This window comes from Rhodococcus sp. SMB37, from assembly GCF_004345605.1.
GTDB lineage: Bacteria > Actinomycetota > Actinomycetes > Mycobacteriales > Mycobacteriaceae > Rhodococcus.
On sequence record NZ_SLVY01000023.1, the window covers coordinates 26,586 to 43,095 of the forward strand.

Annotated in this window: 15 protein-coding genes; 10 read left to right on the top strand and 5 right to left on the bottom strand. The window is 66.0% G+C overall.

Annotated features, from left to right (window positions below; genetic code table 11):
* On the bottom strand, nt 1-1,116 hold the full coding sequence (locus EV641_RS26520; protein ID WP_132476059.1) for an aromatic ring-hydroxylating dioxygenase subunit alpha: 1,116 nt from the start codon (nt 1,114-1,116) through the stop codon (nt 1-3).
* Nucleotides 1,117-1,245: 129 nt separating this feature from the next.
* On the opposite strand from EV641_RS26520, the gene EV641_RS26525 reads away from it, so the two are divergent.
* On the top strand, nt 1,246-1,836 hold the full coding sequence (locus EV641_RS26525; protein WP_132476062.1) for a PadR family transcriptional regulator: 591 nt from the start codon (nt 1,246-1,248) through the stop codon (nt 1,834-1,836).
* 35 nt (nt 1,837-1,871) lie between these two features.
* Here the strand turns inward: EV641_RS26525 and EV641_RS26530 are convergent, their stop codons facing one another.
* The 3 genes from EV641_RS26530 to EV641_RS26540 form a co-directional block, all read right to left on the bottom strand.
* Nucleotides 1,872-2,798, bottom strand: a complete 927-nt coding sequence (locus EV641_RS26530; protein WP_132476065.1) for a CPBP family intramembrane glutamic endopeptidase — start codon at nt 2,796-2,798, stop codon at nt 1,872-1,874.
* 89 nt (nt 2,799-2,887) lie between these two features.
* A complete protein-coding gene (locus EV641_RS26535) occupies nt 2,888-3,559 on the bottom strand; it encodes a response regulator transcription factor (protein ID WP_054718718.1) in 672 nt (223 codons plus the stop codon).
* A 10-nt stretch (nt 3,560-3,569) separates the two neighbouring features.
* Nucleotides 3,570-4,739 carry a histidine kinase gene (locus EV641_RS26540; protein WP_132476069.1) on the bottom strand — a complete coding sequence of 390 codons (1,170 nt, stop codon included), beginning with the start codon at nt 4,737-4,739 and terminating at the stop codon, nt 3,570-3,572.
* Between the two features lie 163 nt (nt 4,740-4,902).
* On the opposite strand from EV641_RS26540, the gene EV641_RS26545 reads away from it, so the two are divergent.
* The gene (locus EV641_RS26545; RefSeq protein WP_241997488.1) at nt 4,903-5,820 is read left to right on the top strand and encodes an alpha/beta hydrolase; all 918 of its coding nucleotides are present in this window, start codon (nt 4,903-4,905) and stop codon (nt 5,818-5,820) included.
* A 1-nt stretch (nt 5,821) separates the two neighbouring features.
* Here the strand turns inward: EV641_RS26545 and EV641_RS26550 are convergent, their stop codons facing one another.
* A complete protein-coding gene (locus EV641_RS26550) occupies nt 5,822-6,739 on the bottom strand; it encodes a LysR family transcriptional regulator (protein WP_054716768.1) in 918 nt (305 codons plus the stop codon).
* Nucleotides 6,740-6,863: 124 nt separating this feature from the next.
* Between EV641_RS26550 and EV641_RS26555 the strand changes: the two genes are divergently transcribed.
* The 8 genes from EV641_RS26555 to EV641_RS26590 all read left to right on the top strand — a co-directional run bounded on the left by EV641_RS26555 (nt 6,864) and on the right by EV641_RS26590 (nt 16,497).
* Entirely contained in the window at nt 6,864-8,315 is a 1,452-nt protein-coding gene (locus EV641_RS26555; protein WP_132476072.1) for an NAD(P)/FAD-dependent oxidoreductase, read from the top strand.
* A 595-nt stretch (nt 8,316-8,910) separates the two neighbouring features.
* Entirely contained in the window at nt 8,911-9,528 is a 618-nt protein-coding gene (locus tag EV641_RS26560; RefSeq protein WP_241997489.1) for a TnsA-like heteromeric transposase endonuclease subunit, read from the top strand.
* A gap of 101 nt (nt 9,529-9,629) precedes the next feature.
* Nucleotides 9,630-11,684, top strand: coding sequence for a helix-turn-helix domain-containing protein (locus EV641_RS26565; RefSeq protein ID WP_199233399.1), 2,055 nt, complete (start codon nt 9,630-9,632; stop codon nt 11,682-11,684).
* Nucleotides 11,681-12,745, top strand: a complete 1,065-nt coding sequence (locus EV641_RS26570) for an ATP-binding protein (protein ID WP_059384188.1) — start codon at nt 11,681-11,683, stop codon at nt 12,743-12,745. The genes EV641_RS26565 and EV641_RS26570 overlap by 4 nt, the downstream gene beginning before the upstream one ends.
* A 46-nt stretch (nt 12,746-12,791) precedes the next feature.
* Entirely contained in the window at nt 12,792-13,658 is an 867-nt protein-coding gene (locus tag EV641_RS26575; protein ID WP_072738915.1) for a TniQ family protein, read from the top strand.
* A 148-nt stretch (nt 13,659-13,806) separates the two neighbouring features.
* Nucleotides 13,807-14,178, top strand: a complete 372-nt coding sequence (locus tag EV641_RS26580; RefSeq protein WP_054720048.1) for a metalloregulator ArsR/SmtB family transcription factor — start codon at nt 13,807-13,809, stop codon at nt 14,176-14,178.
* Entirely contained in the window at nt 14,175-16,139 is a 1,965-nt protein-coding gene (locus EV641_RS26585; protein ID WP_132476075.1) for a cation-translocating P-type ATPase, read from the top strand. The genes EV641_RS26580 and EV641_RS26585 overlap by 4 nt, the downstream gene beginning before the upstream one ends.
* A gap of 10 nt (nt 16,140-16,149) precedes the next feature.
* On the top strand, nt 16,150-16,497 hold the full coding sequence (locus EV641_RS26590) for a DUF3703 domain-containing protein (RefSeq protein ID WP_054720545.1): 348 nt from the start codon (nt 16,150-16,152) through the stop codon (nt 16,495-16,497).
* The last annotated feature ends 13 nt before the right edge of the window (nt 16,498-16,510 follow it).

The following is a 16,510-nucleotide window of genomic DNA, read 5'->3' on the forward strand; positions in this document are numbered from 1 at the left end:
TCAGTGCACCCGCTCCGGGGTGGCCGAATCCGCGGCGAGGGTGCGTTCGGCTTCGATCATGCGCTGGATGAGTCGTCGGACCCACATGCCGCCGGCATCGATGTTGAGGTTGTAGAACTCGTGGCCGGGGTTCGCGTCGATCGCCTTCTGTTGCGCAATGAGCATCTCCTCGTCCTCCTCGAAGACGCCGTGCACACCGTTGCGCAACTGCGTGGTGATGAGCTGGCTGTCGAGTCGGTAATTGCGCATGAATGCCCAGAAGTACAGCGCGGTGCGCTCGTCGATCGGCGAGATCGTGTTCATGACGAAGCCGTTGACGCCCTGGCTACGGTCGCCTTCGGGTGCTCCGGTACCTGCTTCGGCGACGCCGACGTCGATGCGGATCGTCGACGGTGCCTGAAACTCGATGATCTGCCACCGGTCGACCTTGCCCTCGAAGCCGGGGAACTTGTCGCGCATGTTCTTCAGCCAGAACGGAGGTGCATCGATGTCGTGCATCCACCGCGTCACAGTGACGGTGTGGTCGTCGTGCGTGACGACGAAGTCGGATTCGCTCAGTTCGTCCTGCCCGATCGACGACGAATGCACGAACTCCTCATGCGTGAGATCCATGAGGTTGTCGAGTACCAGCTGGTAATTGGCCTGCACATCGATGGTGCGGCCGTCGCCGGCCCATTCGGGCGAGTCCATCTGGAACATGTCGGGGATCGTGTCGGGGTCCGCGAGCAGAGGGTCGCCCGGCCAGACCCAGACGAACCGGTGTCGTTCCACGACGGGGTACGACGCGACCATCGCCGACGGGTTGATCGTCTGCTGCGCGGGCATGTGCGTGCATCGGCCGGCCGAGTTGTACTGCAGTCCGTGGTACGGGCACTGGATGCCGTCAGGGCCGACGAGGGTGCCCATGGACAGCGGGGCGAGTCGGTGCCAGCAAGCGTCGGCGAGGGCGACGGGACGCCCCTCTTCGGTGCGGTAGAGCGCCAGCGGTTTACCGGCGATGGTGCGGGAGAGGATCTCGCGTCGGCCCACTTCGTGATCCCACGCTGCGACGTACCAGGTGTCGAGTGGGTAGGCCATGTTCTTTGCGGTTGCGCCGCCGGGTCCGAGGTCGGTCATCTGGGGTCCTTCGATCAATGGGCTGAAACTATCTATCTACATAGGTAGTTAGTGATCTGGCGCACACACTATCTATCGATATAGTGGTTTGGCAAGAGTGGAATACTCCCGCGAGGAAGGTGGTGGCCCATGAGTCTGCGTTACGCCCTGCTCGCCCTGCTCACGGCCGAGCCGCTGACCGGTTACGACGCCGCGAAACGCTTCGGCGGGTCGGTCGGGCATGTCTGGCACGCTCCCGACTCGCAGATTTATCCGGAACTCCGCCGCATGGAAAAAGAAGGGCTCATCGAAGGCGAACAGGTGCGCTGGGGGCCGAAGAGCACCAAGACCCGATACTCGATCACCGACTCGGGTGTTCTGGCATTCCGCGAGTGGATGGATTCCCCACTCGACTACGCGCCGGTCCGCGACGCCGCGCACATGCGAGCCGCGTACTTCGAATGGGCCGACCCCGACAGCGCCCGCGACTGCCTGCGCCGCCACATCGATCACTATGCCGACCAGATTGCGTGCTGGACCGTGGTGCGCGCTGCGATCGTCGATGCCACCAACGCCACCATCGCGGTCCGGTTGCGGAAGTATCCCGCTGAGGAGCACGAACGGATCGTCGCGTTCAAAGCGTTTGCGTATGACGGACTCATCGCGCGCGGTGAGGTCGAAATCGAATGGGCGCGGAAGGGGCTTGCACTCCTCGATAAGGTATCTCCCGAGAAGGGATGATGCGCAGGACTTCTCAGTGAGCTACTTCTCGGAAGTCATGATTCGAAGGCTCTCGAGCAGGCTGCCGACGTCGCGCGGGCGGTGCCACGGTCGCGCTGATCCGTGGGGCTGCTGCTACGACCTGCGAGAGCCACACACACGAGGGCAACAGCGGCGAGCACGGTCCAATTGATCACTTGCAGCGCCCAGTACGCGCCGGTGCCGAGCTCAGTGGACGGTGTGACGAGATTCGATGCTGCGAACACCAACGTCGTATTGATCAGTGCGTGCGCCCACGCGGCAGACCACATCGACCCCGACAGAAGTCGAGCCCCGGAAAGGATGCATCCGGCGATCACGAGGTTGATGCTCGTCGCGACGACCTCCCGCATGGACAGTCCCCCACCCGAAGCGAAGCCGAGTGTGAGCGGCAGGTGCCACAGCGACCACGCGAGGGCGATGACGATGCTTGCCTTCCACGGACCGAGCGGCGTGAGCGCTGTCTGCAGCGCACCGCGCCAGCCGATCTCTTCGCCCGTCGTCATGAGCATTGCGAGGAGGGCGTACGGCAGCACCAACGGCAGCAGGCCGAACGCCTCCGGTGTCGGCTGCCACGCGACGATCCCGACAGCGAGGGCGGTGGTTGTCGTCACGGCGGGCACCGCCACGAAAACCGCAAGCATCAGCCCTGCTGTGCGGAGGGTTCGTCCCGTCCGGAACGGACGAAGCGCGGCCCACTGAGTGAAGGGAACTCGCCGGCCGCTTGCGAACCATGCCGCGACAGCTGCCAGCGCCGGCGCCCACGACATCACGGGGACAACGGCATTGAACGCGTCCGGGGACGCACCCGTCAGCCACAACGGCGCCATGACGACGCCGGTGATCCCGGCGAGCACGAGCGTGAACCACAACACCGCGCGTCGGATCGACGGATTTGGGGAAACGGCCACCTGCTCGGCCCGGACCGGAATCGGCGAGTTCATCAACGTCTCCTCTGGTGGGCCGTCCGGCCCTCACCCCGAGTTTCGCCGCTCGGCACCCGTCGCCGGATCCCCCGGCCGGATGTCCCGCCTCACCCGGAAGGATGAGACCTGCCGGCGAGTCCGTGCTCGTAGGCGAAGATGACGGCGTGCACGCGGTCTCGCAGGCCCAGCTTCGCGAGCACAGCGCGAACATGTGTCTTGACGGTGTTCTCCGTCAGATGCAACGCCCTGCCGATCTCGACATTCGAACGTCCGGCGGCAAGTTGCGTGAACACGTCCGCCTCTCGCGCGGTCAACACCGCGATCGCTGACCGGTCGGGCACCGGTGCTTGCCGCAGATACTCGAGAACGGACCCGGTGACTCCCGGCGCGAGCGCGGAGCTTCCTGCCGCGACATCGCAGATCGCTTCGACGAGACGGCCCGGCGGAGTGTCCTTGGTGAGATACCCGCTGGCGCCTGCACGCACCGCACCGAGGACGAACTCGTCGAGGTCGAACGTCGTCAGGATCAGCACCCGTGTGGCCGGTGCCATCAGCACGATCTGCTCGGTGGCTCGGATGCCGTCCAGCCCAGGCATCCGAATATCCATGAGGGCCACGTCGATACGATGCGCGCGCACAGCGTCCACCGCCGCGGCACCGTCACCGACACCGGCAACCACATCGATGCGCGGATCTGCTCCGAGCACCGTCGCCAGGGAGTCACGCAACAGCACTTGGTCGTCGACGAGCAGAACCCGAACGGGGTGCGCGGTTGTCACAGGGCTTCCTCTACGGGGAATCGAGTACGGGGAATCGGGCGGTCAGAGTCCAGGATGGCCCGGTGGTGATGTCGAAACTACCGCCGGCCGCCGCGACCCGTTCCGAGATGCCGGTCAGGCCGGTCCCCGGCGGCCCGGTCCGGAGCGGACCTCGCCCGCCGTCGTCGCTGACCTGGACGGTGACGTGATCCAGATGCCAGTCGACGGTCACCTCGACGGACACCGGGGCCTCCAGGTGGCGGAATGCATTGGTGATGCCCTCCTGTACGAGCCGGACCAGAGCGACCTCGGTGTCGGCGGCGAGTGGTCGTCGCGTGCCGTTCTCGGTGAGGGACACATGATGCAGCGGCGTGGTGGCCCCGGCGACCAGGTCGTCGAGGGCATCGATGCCCGGCACAACATCCGAGGCGCCCGGTGGGCTCGCGTCGAGAACTCGCAGCATGCCGCGCAATCCTCGCAGCGCGCTACGCCCCGACTCGGCGAGCTGTGCAAGTGACTCGTCCGTATGCGCTTCGCCGGTGCCGACACGCGCGGCTTCTGCTTGCGCAACCATGAGCGTGATCGAATGCGCGATGACGTCGTGGAGGTCGCGTCTGATGTGTGCGCGCTCCGTCCGGCGCGCACGATCGAGTGCGGCCTGCGCGTCGGCTGCCGCACGTTCGTTCTGCATCCGTGCAGTCCATGCGACACCCCACGTCACCGTCGCCACCGCGATGAGCAGTGTGGCCTCGAAGGTCTGCATCCATGGGGGCAGTTCACCGTCGGCCCGCGACGCCCCGATCGCCTCTGCCACTGCGATTCCGGCCAATGCCACTGCCAACGCGATCCACGGCCACGGTGTCGGCGCATCGAAGACGACCCGCCACAGGACCAGCAGGAAGCACAGCGCGGACGGCAGCAGGATTCCGCTCGACCAACCCGGTACCGGCACGAATGCCAGCACCAACATTGCCGTGGAGGCGACAGCGAATGCGGCGACCGCGGATCGAGCGGTGAGGAAAACTGCACAGTGCAGGACGAGCGCGGCGGCGCCGATCACCGCGAGGTCGAGCGGGCTCGAGCCCGCCGCGTTCATCGCGACCATCAGCAACGCGGTGGTGGGTGCGAGGACCACGGCGGAGAGCAGCACCAGAAGTCGCCACTGCCGCGTGCCCTTGGGGTCGAACGTGGCAATGCGCACGGTCGACGAGTCTAGTGGGCATCGCGAGCCGGACAAGTGAACCGAAGCCCGATTGCGGGGATCGTGCCTCCTTGACGTGGTGCGTCGTCGAAACGAAGGCCTTGACCGGTCGGTGAGGTGAACTTACGTTTGCGTTCGGTGGCGTCGACTGAAGGAGCGAGCGGTGGCAACGACCGATTCGGAGGCGACGGGTACTGGCCGGTCGCACACTCTGGGCACTGCGGAGTGGGTCGAGACCCGCGACGGGCGGCGGCTCTTCAGCATGGTGCGCACAGCCCCTGACGGGACCGATGCACCGACGGTCGTGTTCGAAGCCGGTGCTGCCGCGGACAGGTCGAGTTGGGCACTCGTGCAGCCTCGGGTCGCGCGGTTGACACGCGCGATCGTGTACGACCGATCCGGACTCGGACGCTCACCCGTGGACCCGACGGGACGCACCATCGACCGCATGGCCGATGACCTGGGCGACCTGCTCGACCACTTCGGTCCCGGACCGTTCATCCTGGTCGGCTCCAGTGCAGGCGGGCCCATCATCAGGCTGGCTGCGTCGCGGCGCCCGGAGCGGATCGCCGGACTCGTACTCGTCGACCCGGCCGACGAATCCTCCGACCTCCTGCTGGGTAAGGGATTCCGGACGGTCGAGAAGATCTCGATTCCTGTCATGCTCCTGCTCTCCCGTCTGGGCGTACTGAAGTACTTCTTCCGTTTCCTCCTCGACGCGTGCCCATCCGATGTCCGCGCAGACATGGAGCGAGAAGCATTCGACCCCAGGGTATTCCGAACTCAACGAGAGCAGGCACGCACCTTCCTGGACGAGATCGCCGCGTGGCGCGACAACCCGCCCGCGCTCGGCGATATTCCCGTGACCGCGATTTCCGGAAGCCTTACCGGCGACGGCATGAATGCCGCTGCACGCGCATCCGCGAACGCGTCGCATGCCCATCGCGCCGCGCAGTCATCGCACGGTAGGCATGTGGTGGCCGAGAAGTCGAGCCACTACGTACCGATCACCGAACCCGAGATCATCGTCGACGAGATCGAGCGGCTGGGGCGGAACACCCCGGTGCGTGGATTCGGCTGAGTCAACTACCAGAACCACGCACCGGGGGCGCGTTGTCGGTCGCCGGCACGATCGAGTGCGCGAGAGCCTGGACGAGGAACTCGAGCTCGGGTGTCGGGACCGTTCCCGTGCGTACCACTCCACATACAGGCACCCGAAGCAGATGTCGTTTCTCACGCATGAACTTGAGCCCCTTGCTCGGAGTCTCGGCGGCGGTACTGGCGTAGAGCACCGTCCATGCACGCGGGTTGGTGAGGACTTCGAGGGTTGCCGTGTGATCGCTTGCGATCGACGGACCGAAGCGTGCACGTCTGCCCACCTCGACGAACGCGTCTTCGATGACACGGTGCAACAGAACCTGGCTGCTGCGAGGAGGGAGCAGTAGCGGGTAGTGCGCCAGCTCGCCCAGGTCGACGGTCGAGAACGCCGACAGCGGATGCTGGCTCGAGGTGACCACCACCAGATCCTCGATCCCGAGCCGCACGGTCTCGAGCCCCGGCCTGTCCACCTCTCCGCGGATGAGGGCGAGGTCGGCTTCGCCGGAGGCGACGGCGTTGACGCGGTCGGTGAAGTCCTTGATGACGAACTCGACGTCGATGTGGGGGTATCGCTCGCGGACCTGGGAGATCGCGTCGAGGCTCTGCGTCGCGAAGCTCATGTTCGCGGTGATCCGGATGCTGTCGCGGGGTTCGGTGGCCACTTCGAACGCGCGCGCTTCGAGGCCGAGTACTTCCGACGCGATCGGCATCAGCCGCAGGCCGGCGGCGGTGAGCTTGACCGATCGGGTGGACCGGTCGAACAAGCTCGTGCCCAGCTCATGCTCCAGCTTCGCGATCTGGTGGCTGATCGCGGACTGCGAGATGAAGCACCGCTGCGCTGCGCGGGAGAAGCTGGACTCCTCGCCGACAGCGAGGAAGTAGCGTAGTTGTCGGAAGTCCATCAAACCCCATTTATGAGCGAAACAGATAACAGTTTTTCGAATATCCCAGGTTACTGGATTCCAAGGGATGTAGATACCTAGGTTTGAAGTCATACAAGAACTTCAATGTGGAGGTATCGGCAGCATGGGTGGTGCAAACAAGGGAGAGACGACAGTCGTCGACCGGACCGAGGTAGTGATCGTCGGGTCCGGGTTCGGCGCCCTTGCCGTAGCGAAGAAGCTGGGCAAGGCAGGCACGCCGTTCGTTCTCATCTCGGAAACCACCGAGCACCTGTTCCAGCCCTTGCTGTACCAAGTGGCGACCGGCGTCATCTCACCCGGCGAGATTGCTCCCTCCGTTCGTGCCATCCTCGCGAAGTACCCGAGCGCCGACGTGCGACTCGGCCGCGTGGTCGACGTGAACCCCGACGACAACACCGTCGTGTACGAGGCGGCAGGCAAGCGCCACACCCTCGGCTACGAGCACCTGGTCGCCGCGACCGGCGCCCGGCAGGCCTACTTCGGCCGCGACGAGTTCGCCGACCTCACGTTCGCTCTCAAGACGGTCGACGACGCCGAACGCCTGCGTCGCCAGATCATCCGCTGCTTCGAGGAAGCACACATCACGACCGACCCCGAGCTCCGCAAGAACCTGCTCAGCTTCGTCGTCGTGGGCGCAGGCCCGACCGGCGTCGAACTGGCCGGGCAGATCAAGGAACTCGCCCAGCGCTACTTCGCAGAGTCGATCGGCAACATCAAGGGCGAGGACGTCACCGTCACCCTCGTCGAGGGCGCCGACAAGGTGCTCCCTCCCTTCGGCGGCAAGCTCAGCGAGTACTCGAAGGAATCGCTCGAAAAGGCCGGTGTCGACGTCGTTGTCAACACGATGGTCACCGACATCGACGAGCATGGTGCCACCTTGAAGACGGCGAACACCGACGAAACCCACCGCCTCACGGCCGAGACGATCATCTGGTCGGCCGGGATCCAGGCCAACGATTTCGCCGGCGTGCTTGCTGAACGCACGGGTTGCGAGACCGTCCGGGGCGGCCGACTTCTCGTCGACAACGACTTCACCGTCGGGCGCGCCGACAACATCTACGCCATCGGCGATATGGTCACGCTCGACAACCTGCCCGCGCAGTCGCCGTTCGCAATGCAGGGCGGCAGGCACGTCGCGAAGATGATCCTCGGCAAGGTGCCCGCGGGAACCGCGTTCCAGTACCGCGATAAGGGCAGCATGGCGATCATCAATCGCTTCCGCGCGATCACCCGCGTCGGCAAGATCGAACTCACCGGCTTTATCGCGTGGGTTCTATGGCTTGCTGTGCACCTGGTGTACCTCGTCGGGTTCCGCAACCGGTACATCGCGGTGATGTCGTGGTGCGGGTCGTTCCTCGGCCACCGTCGTCCGCACTTCTACTACGCGCAGGAACTCGAACCAGCAGCCCCTGCCGAAGAAGAGAAGCCTGCCGCCGCGCCGAAGGCGGACGCATCAAAGGCCGGTGCGTCCAAGACGGACGCGACCAAGAACCTGAGCAAACGGGCGAAGAAGAAGGCTGCGGCCGCCGCACGTGTACCCGTCCCGGTCTCGTAGGAGCCCGGTGCCTGAACGAAAGTTCCACGGACGAGGCCCGATCGCAGGCAGTTGTAAGGCTCAACGCAACGCTGCTGTTGGCCGGTGGTGATCAGATCACGCAGACGCTCGGCAGGGGTATCCCAGCCGAGCGTTTGTGTCCTCGGATCGGCACCAGATGGTGAATGCCCGACCAGGCTGAGGTCGCGAGCGCTGACGGCCCGGGCACGGCGGTGACAGGGTGGCGATCCGCGTCGCTGTGGCGCGGAACAACTCCAGCGCCTCTGGTCCGAGGACGCATTCTGGTTCCTCGGTGTGTCAGCTCGGGGCGGTCTCCGCTGGTTCTGCATGGTCGGAGACGGGGTGTCGCCGACACCATCTCTGCGCGCGAAATCACGCTCACCTCGGGGTTCACGAGGATAGGTGACTTAAATGTCACTTTTCGTCACCAACCCCGCACAGACCGTGAGTGACAAACCCCAGGTCGAAATAATGCGACCGATTTACCTGAGATGTAGGTTCTCGGATTCGGTGTCAGTTTCTCAATTTCATGTCAGTCGCCTGTCAGCGGCGTGTCGGTTTCTCAAATTCGTGTCAGTAGCGGGACCCTGAAAAAGTGCCCCGGACCAGCGAGGTTGAGGTCAGGTACGTGCAGGAATCAGGTGATCCTGTCGCGACGACCCTCGCTGCGGCAGATCCCTATCGGATGATCCTGGGCCTGCCGGTACGGAAAGTCCGCAGTCACCCCCATCAGCGCCACTATTCCGGGATGTTCTGGTCGGCCACCAACCGTGGCCACGTCCTCTACGAGAGCCGACTCGAACTGGACCGGTTGTGGCTGGCGGACTACGCACCGGAAGTGGTGCGGATCGCCGCACAGCCGATGTGGCTGTGCGGCCCGGACGGGAAGACCATGCGTCGGCATGCGCCCGATCTGCTGCTCCAACGCACAGACGGCGGATTCACGGTCGTCGACGTCAAACCCGCCGAGTTCGCCCGTCGCGACGCAGTTGCGCAGGTGTTCGCCTGGACCGAACGACTGTGTTCGAGTCGGGGCTGGTCGTATGAAGTGTGGACCGGTGCAAACCCAGTAGTGCTGGCGAACCTCCGAATCCTCGGGGGCGCTCGTCGTAGCGAGTGGATCGACCCCGCGGTGATGAGGGCACTCGACAGCGTCGCAGTGCCCGGGATGACCCTCGACGACCTCGCCGCATCGGTGAACAGGCCCGGCTAGCGAATCGCGGTGCTGGCGAAGCTGTGGTCCGGTCTGTGGTCGGTGGACCTGACGGTGCCGCTGTCCGGACAGTCGCAGGTGTCCGGTGTAAGGAGCACGCCGTGACCAACATCGTCGAACTACGTGCAGGAATCAAGGTCTGGCTCGACGGCTGCTCATGGGAAGTCGTGGCGCTGCAGGGACACGATGTCACCCTCCGGTCCGGAGAGCGGATGCAGCGTGTCGCGGTCACCGAGATCGCGGCACGGGGAACAGCGATCTCACCGCCGGACGACACCGCCTCCGCTGACCCTGCTGCCGTAGTGCTCTCCTCGCTGACCGCAACCCAGATTCAGGAACTGGAAACACGAGCCGAACACGTCCGCGGCATCCTGACCGAGGTTGCGACCTCCGGCGCCGAACTCGAATCGGTGTTGGCCACCAGAGCGGCGGAACTTCACGTCTCTGTGCGCACCCTGTACCGCTGGATCGCCGGATACCGCGCGGCAGGAGTTGCCGGACTCACGGACAGTCGGATCCGTAGCCGCTACGCCACCAGTGTCGATCACCGGTGGGACGCAGCATGTGTGCGGGTGCTCGATAGGTACGTCACCGTCTCGACCCCGACGATCGGCGCGGTCATCGATGCCGTTGCCAAGGACCTGGAAGCAGAATTCGGGCCGGGCATGGTGCCGTTGCCCTCCCTGAGCACGGCATACCGGCGGGTGAAGACATTGTCGAAGGGGCAGCACGCGTTCGGTAGCGCGAAAGGCCGGCGGTCGGTGGCGGACCGGCCCCGCGGTGTCCTCGGCCGACTGCGCGCGACCCGTCCGGGGGAGTACGTGGTGCTCGATACCACCGCGCTGGATGTGTTCGCGATGGAACCGGTCACCATGCGCTGGGTTGGGGTGGAGTTGACCGTGGCGATGGACCTGTTCACCCGCTGCATCCTCGGACTGCGCCTGACACCGCTATCGACGCGGTCCCAGGACGTGGCGAATGTGCTGTACCAGTGCATCACTCCCGCCCGCGACACCGACCCGACTGCGGATCAACTCTGGCCGTATCACGGGGTGCCGCGAAACCTGCTCGTCGGCACCGAGTCCCCGGACGGGATCTCCCAGCGACGCGTCGGGGATCTACCGGCATGTCTGCCCGAGGCGATCGTCGTCGATCACGGCAAGCAGTACCTGTCCTCTCATGTGATCGGAGTCTGCGCCCGACTGGGTATCACCGTTCAGCCGGCGATCCCGCACAAGCCCACCGACAAACCCACCGTCGAACGCTTCTTCCGCACCCTGCGCGAATCACTGCTACAGCACCTGCCCGCCTACAAGGGCCCGGACGTGTACTCACGGGGCAAAGACGTCGAAGACGCCGCGTTCTACTACGCCAGCGAACTCGAGCAGATCATCCGGGAATGGGTGGGCCGGGTCTATCACCACACCCGACATGACGGGCTGTGCGTGCCGGAACTGCCGCGGGTGGGGTTTTCGCCGAGCGAGATGTTCGAGATCGGGGTCGCCAAATCGGGTGGTCTGCTGTTGCCGGCGAATCCGGATCTGGCGTATGAGTTCCTCGATGTGCGTTGGCGTACGATCCAGCACTACGGCGTCGAGGTCGACGGACTGCGTTACGACGGATCCGGGCTCACCTTGTATCGCACCACCCGTTCGCCGTATGGCGGTGTGCACGCCGGCAAGTGGCCGATCTTCGTCGACAATCACGACATCCGGCACGCCTGGTTCCAGGACCCGGACAGCCACCGTTGGCATCAGTTGGTGTGGGAGCACGGCGCTTGCCTGAACCAGCCGTTCAGCAGGGACGCCGCCGACTACGCCAAACGCATCGCCGTGCGCGAGCATCGCCACTTCGATCCCGCCGCCGCGGTACGGGATCTGCTGCTCGCGTGGAGCCGAGACGACGTCGCGACACGCCGCGACCGCGCCCTGGCCCGCCGACTCAGTGCCCACCGCCCGCATCCGGAAACCGAAGGACAGCAGTCCGGTATCGACGACGAACGCGACACTGCGTCCGTGCCGGGCGTCGCCGAGCTGCTCGACGAACTCGCCACCAGTCGAACTCAACGGTTGGAGGTGGTCGACGACGTCGACGTATTCGACCGGTACTACGCGGAGCATCCCGACGAAGACGTGTTCGAGGTGTTCGACGAATGAACCCCTGGGCCACCTGGCTGGCAACGTATGGCACTGTCCGCTACCAGCTCTCCCGCAAACAGGGCTGGCACGCCTTCGTCACCGCCCCACCGCGTGAACCGTTCGAGGTCCTCTCCCGCACCGCGATGTCCCGACTGTCGCAGGAGGAGCTCGAGGACTACAACGAAGCCCGGATGGTGTGGAACGCGAACCTGCCGACGATCAAGACCAGCCAACTCGCCGCCGCCTACGGGATCTGCGATCAGGTGATGGCCTCGGCGTATCGGGACGGCGACAAGCTGCGCGGCTCGGTGGTCATCGACGCCGAACCCGGCCTCGGCAAGACCACCATCGCCACCCGCTATGCCCGCGACGTCCACCGGCGAGTTCTGCGCCGCGACGGACCCCTCACCGTGGAGGGGCATCAACGGTGGCCGGTGGCGTTCATCCCGCTCAGCGCCGGGGTCACCCTCAAAGGCCTCAATCAGCAGATCCTGCGGTTCTACGGCCATCCGGCCGTGGACCGTGCCTCCACCTCGAAACTCGGGGCCTTGGCGGTGGACTGTGTCACCTCCTGCGGTACCCGGTTGATCGTGCTCGACGATCTGCACTTCGTCGACTTCCGGCACCGCAACGGCCTGGAGGTATCGAACCATCTCAAGGGTTTGGCCAACGACATGGCCGCTACCTTCATTTACGTCGGGGTGAATCTGACCGCCAAACGCTTCTTCGACGAAGGCCTGCTCGGCGAGCACACCGTCTACGCCCAGACCAGCCGCCGCGCCACCCGCTGCCCGGTTGCCCCGTTCAGCATCGACACCGACACCGGGATGCGCGGCTGGCTCGCGCTGCTGCGCACCGCCGAAGAACACCTCACCCTCGCCGGCAGCCATGACGGGATGCTGTGCGAGCATGCTCGGCTGCTGCACCGCCGCACCCAGGGGCGGATCGCGTCGTTGACGAATCTGCTCGACCGGATCTCGTATCTCGCGATCGTCACCGGCGTCGAAGCCGTCACTGCTGAGTTGATTACGACCGCGACCGTCGACAATGCCAGCGAATCCGCCGCCCGCACCGGCTGATACCGGCTGGTCCCGCCCTGGCCGGCTCAGTGGTTGGGGAACCACTATGGCCACGATAAGAGTCGACCGGTGGCCGATCACCGTGCAACTACATCCCGCCGAGTATCTGCCGGGCTGGCTGATGCGCGTCGGCTGTCGCTACCAACTGACCCCGATCCAGATTTTGCGCGAGCTCCGTGTGCCGCGGAGCCCGACCGGATATCACCTCGTTCTCGAGCACCTGAGCCTGCACGCTCGGTGGATCGCCGCTCACCTCGGTGTCCCTGCCGGTGACCTGCGCGCCGCCCTGTGGGGCCGGCCGATCGATGCCGCCGCGGCACGGTACCTGGTGCACCACCGCCACATTCGGCCCGACCGGGGAGGATCGCGTTTCTGTGCCCGATGCCTGGCCGAACCCGATCCGTGGTGGCATGCAGGCTGGGCCAATCCGCTGCTGCCGCTCTGTGTACGCCACCAGGTGTATCTGCAGTCGACATGCGAAGGCTGCGGTCAGGTGCCGTGGACAGGAACGGCGTGGATGAGCGCTCTGGCCCCGCCGTGGCAGTGCCCGCAGCGCCATGCTCGCGAACCGCAACGCCCGGGGCGTGTGAGACCGTTCTGCCGATACGACCTGCGTGACGCTGCTGTCCTCGCTGCACCGGCGAAGCTGTGTCATGCCCAGCAGAATCTGATCGAGTTCGCTGCCCTCGCCGACCTTCAGCCGAGCCGACAGTTGCGCTACGGCACCACCGACATGCCCATCACCGAGGTGCTCGACGAGCTGTGCCGTCGATTCGTCGACACGATCGGCTCTCCCGTGCGAGGACCTGGCGACCGGCCTGGACAGTCTGAGCAAGGCGATCCTCCCGCGAGGCAGAACTGGCATGCGACCCGTTGGCCGTTCCAGGCTGGGAGCCAGCCGGCCAGTCTGTGAACGTCCCTTGAGTCGTGACGAGCCGGTCCGAGAATCCGCCAGCCGTCATCATTCGCGACCGTTGTCGGAGTCCGCACTGGCGGAGTAGAACGCGCGTTGTCCCGCTCCCTCCGCTTGATTAATCATGTTTCCTCAATATCATCGTTTTATGACGATGAATGAGCGAGCGACGACCTGCTTCGGTGAAAGTCTCGACTCTGCAGCAGCGTTGTTCCACAGTCTCTCCGACGGCACCCGCCTGGCCATCGTGCGCCGCCTCGCCGCCGGGGAATCCCGAGTAGCGGACCTGGTCGGCGAGCTGGGATTGGCGCAATCGACAGTGTCGGCGCACGTGGCATGCCTGCGGGACTGCGGCCTGGTGCAAGGCCGCCCGCAGGGCCGGCAGGTGTTCTACTCGCTGGCCCGACTGGAACTGCTCGACCTGCTGGCCTCGGCCGAAACCCTCCTGGCCGCCACGGGCAACGCCGTCGCGCTGTGCCCGAACTACGGCACCGACACCGACACGGGAGTGACGGCATGAGCGACGCCTGCGGATGCGGCCCCGACGAACCCCGCGTCGAGGGCGAAGACGACCAGGAGCCCGACAAGTGGTGGCAGGTCACCGAGATCCGGGCGGCCGCCGCCGCGGGTGTCCTGCTGATTGCGGCCCTGATCGTCCGCGTCACCGGTGGGCCCGACGCTCTCGGGACGGGCTTCGAGGCGGTGGCGCTGGTCGTCGCCGGCTACACCTTCGTCCCCTCGACCCTCAAGCGGCTGGCCCGCGGCAAGATCGGGGTCGGGACCCTGATGACGATCGCTGCCGTCGGCGCCGTGCTGCTCGGCGAGGTCGGCGAAGCCGCGATGCTCGCGTTCCTGTTCGCCATCAGTGAGGGTCTCGAAGAGTACGCGGTCACTCGCACCCGACGGGGCCTGCGCGCCCTGCTGAATCTGGTGCCGGACACTGCCACCGTCCTGCGCGGCGGCCGTGAACAGACCGTCGCCCCCGCGGAGTTGGGGCTCGGGGAGATCATGATCGTCAAACCCGGGGAGCGGCTCGCCACCGACGGCACCATCCGCACCGGGCGCACCGCCCTGGACACCTCCGCGATCACCGGGGAATCGGTGCCGGTCGAGGCCGGACCGGGCTCCGAGGTGTTCGCCGGGTCGATCAACGGCACCGGCGTGCTCGAGGTCGAGGTCACCGCCGGCGCGCAGGACAACTCGCTGGCCAAGATCGTGAAAATCGTGGAGGCCGAGCAATCCCGCAAGGGCGAGGCCCAGCGTCTGGCCGACAAGATCGCCAAGCCCCTGGTGCCGGGAGTGATGGTTGCCGCGGCGTTGATCGCCGCGATCGGCAGCGTATTCGGTGATCCGCTGGTGTGGATCGAACGCGCCCTCGTCGTGCTGGTCGCCGCGTCCCCGTGTGCGCTGGCCATCGCGATCCCGGTGACCGTGGTCGCCGCGATCGGCGCCGCCTCCAAGCTCGGCGTCCTGGTCAAGGGCGGGGCCGCCCTCGAAGCGTTGGGCCGTATCCGCACCGTCGCGCTGGACAAGACCGGCACCCTGACCCGCAACCGACCCGAGGTCATCGACGTCGCCACCACCGGCGACGCCACCCGCGCCGACGTCATGAACGTCGCCGCCGCACTCGAGGCCCGCAGCGAACACCCCCTCGCCACAGCGATCCTCGCCGCCGTCGACGACTACACACCAGCCGAGGACGTCGACGCGGTCCCCGGCGCCGGACTGACCGGACACCTCGACGGCACCCCCGCCCGTCTGGGCCGGCCGGGGTGGATCGACCCCGGCCCCCTCGCCGCCGATATCGAGCGGATGCAGCACGCCGGAGCCACCGCGGTGCTCATCGAACGCGGCGGCACCCTGATCGGGGCGATCGCGGTGCGCGACGAACTGCGTCCCGAGGCCCGCGACGTGGTTGCTGGGCTACGCCGCGACGGTTACACCGTGGCGATGCTCACCGGCGACAACGAGCGCACCGCACGCGCGTTGGCCGCCGACGTCGGTATCGACGAGGTGCACGCGGACCTGCGTCCGGAGGACAAGGCCCGCATCGTGCACACCCTCCGCAAGACGCGGCCGACGGCGATGGTCGGCGACGGTGTCAACGACGCCCCCGCCTTGGCGACCGCCGATCTGGGGATCGCGATGGGCGCGATGGGCACCGACGTGGCCATCGAGACCGCCGACGTCGCTTTGATGGGTGAGGACCTGCGGCACCTGCCGCAAGCCCTGCAGCATGCCCGGCGGTCACGGACGATCATGTTGCAGAACGTCGGCCTCTCGCTGGCGATCATCACCGTCCTGATGCCGCTGGCGCTGTTCGGGGTACTCGGCCTGGCGGCGGTTGTCCTGGTTCACGAGGTCGCCGAGATCATCGTGATCGCCAACGGGGTCCGCGCCGGACGCGCTCGCCCCCTGACAATCTCCGGATCGGCGGCACCTGCGTCGAATCCTGGGGTACGAGAATCCTTTTCTTCCTGAAGGGCCTTCCATGAGTCCAATGCCTGCAACTGTCCGAGCCTGGTATGCCGCGGAGATGACCGCCGCTCGACACACTCACACTGCAGCCGAGCGGTGGACCCATCTCGAACGCGCGCACATCCTGTCGCAGCCCTACCCGTGGCCGCACACTCGCAATCACCTCGCCATGCTCGGTCTCGCGGTGCGTCAACGCGACCGTCGCGAAGCCCTTGGGCAGATCATCCGGATCATGGTTGCTGCCCCCGGTTCCGCGCTCGGGGGTTACCCCGAAGGCAACACCGGCCGCGTCGCTGCAGGGTTGATGACCCCCATGCCGATTCCCGCCGATCTGACCGACGTCCTCACTGGCACAGCGTGATCCGAATCGTGGC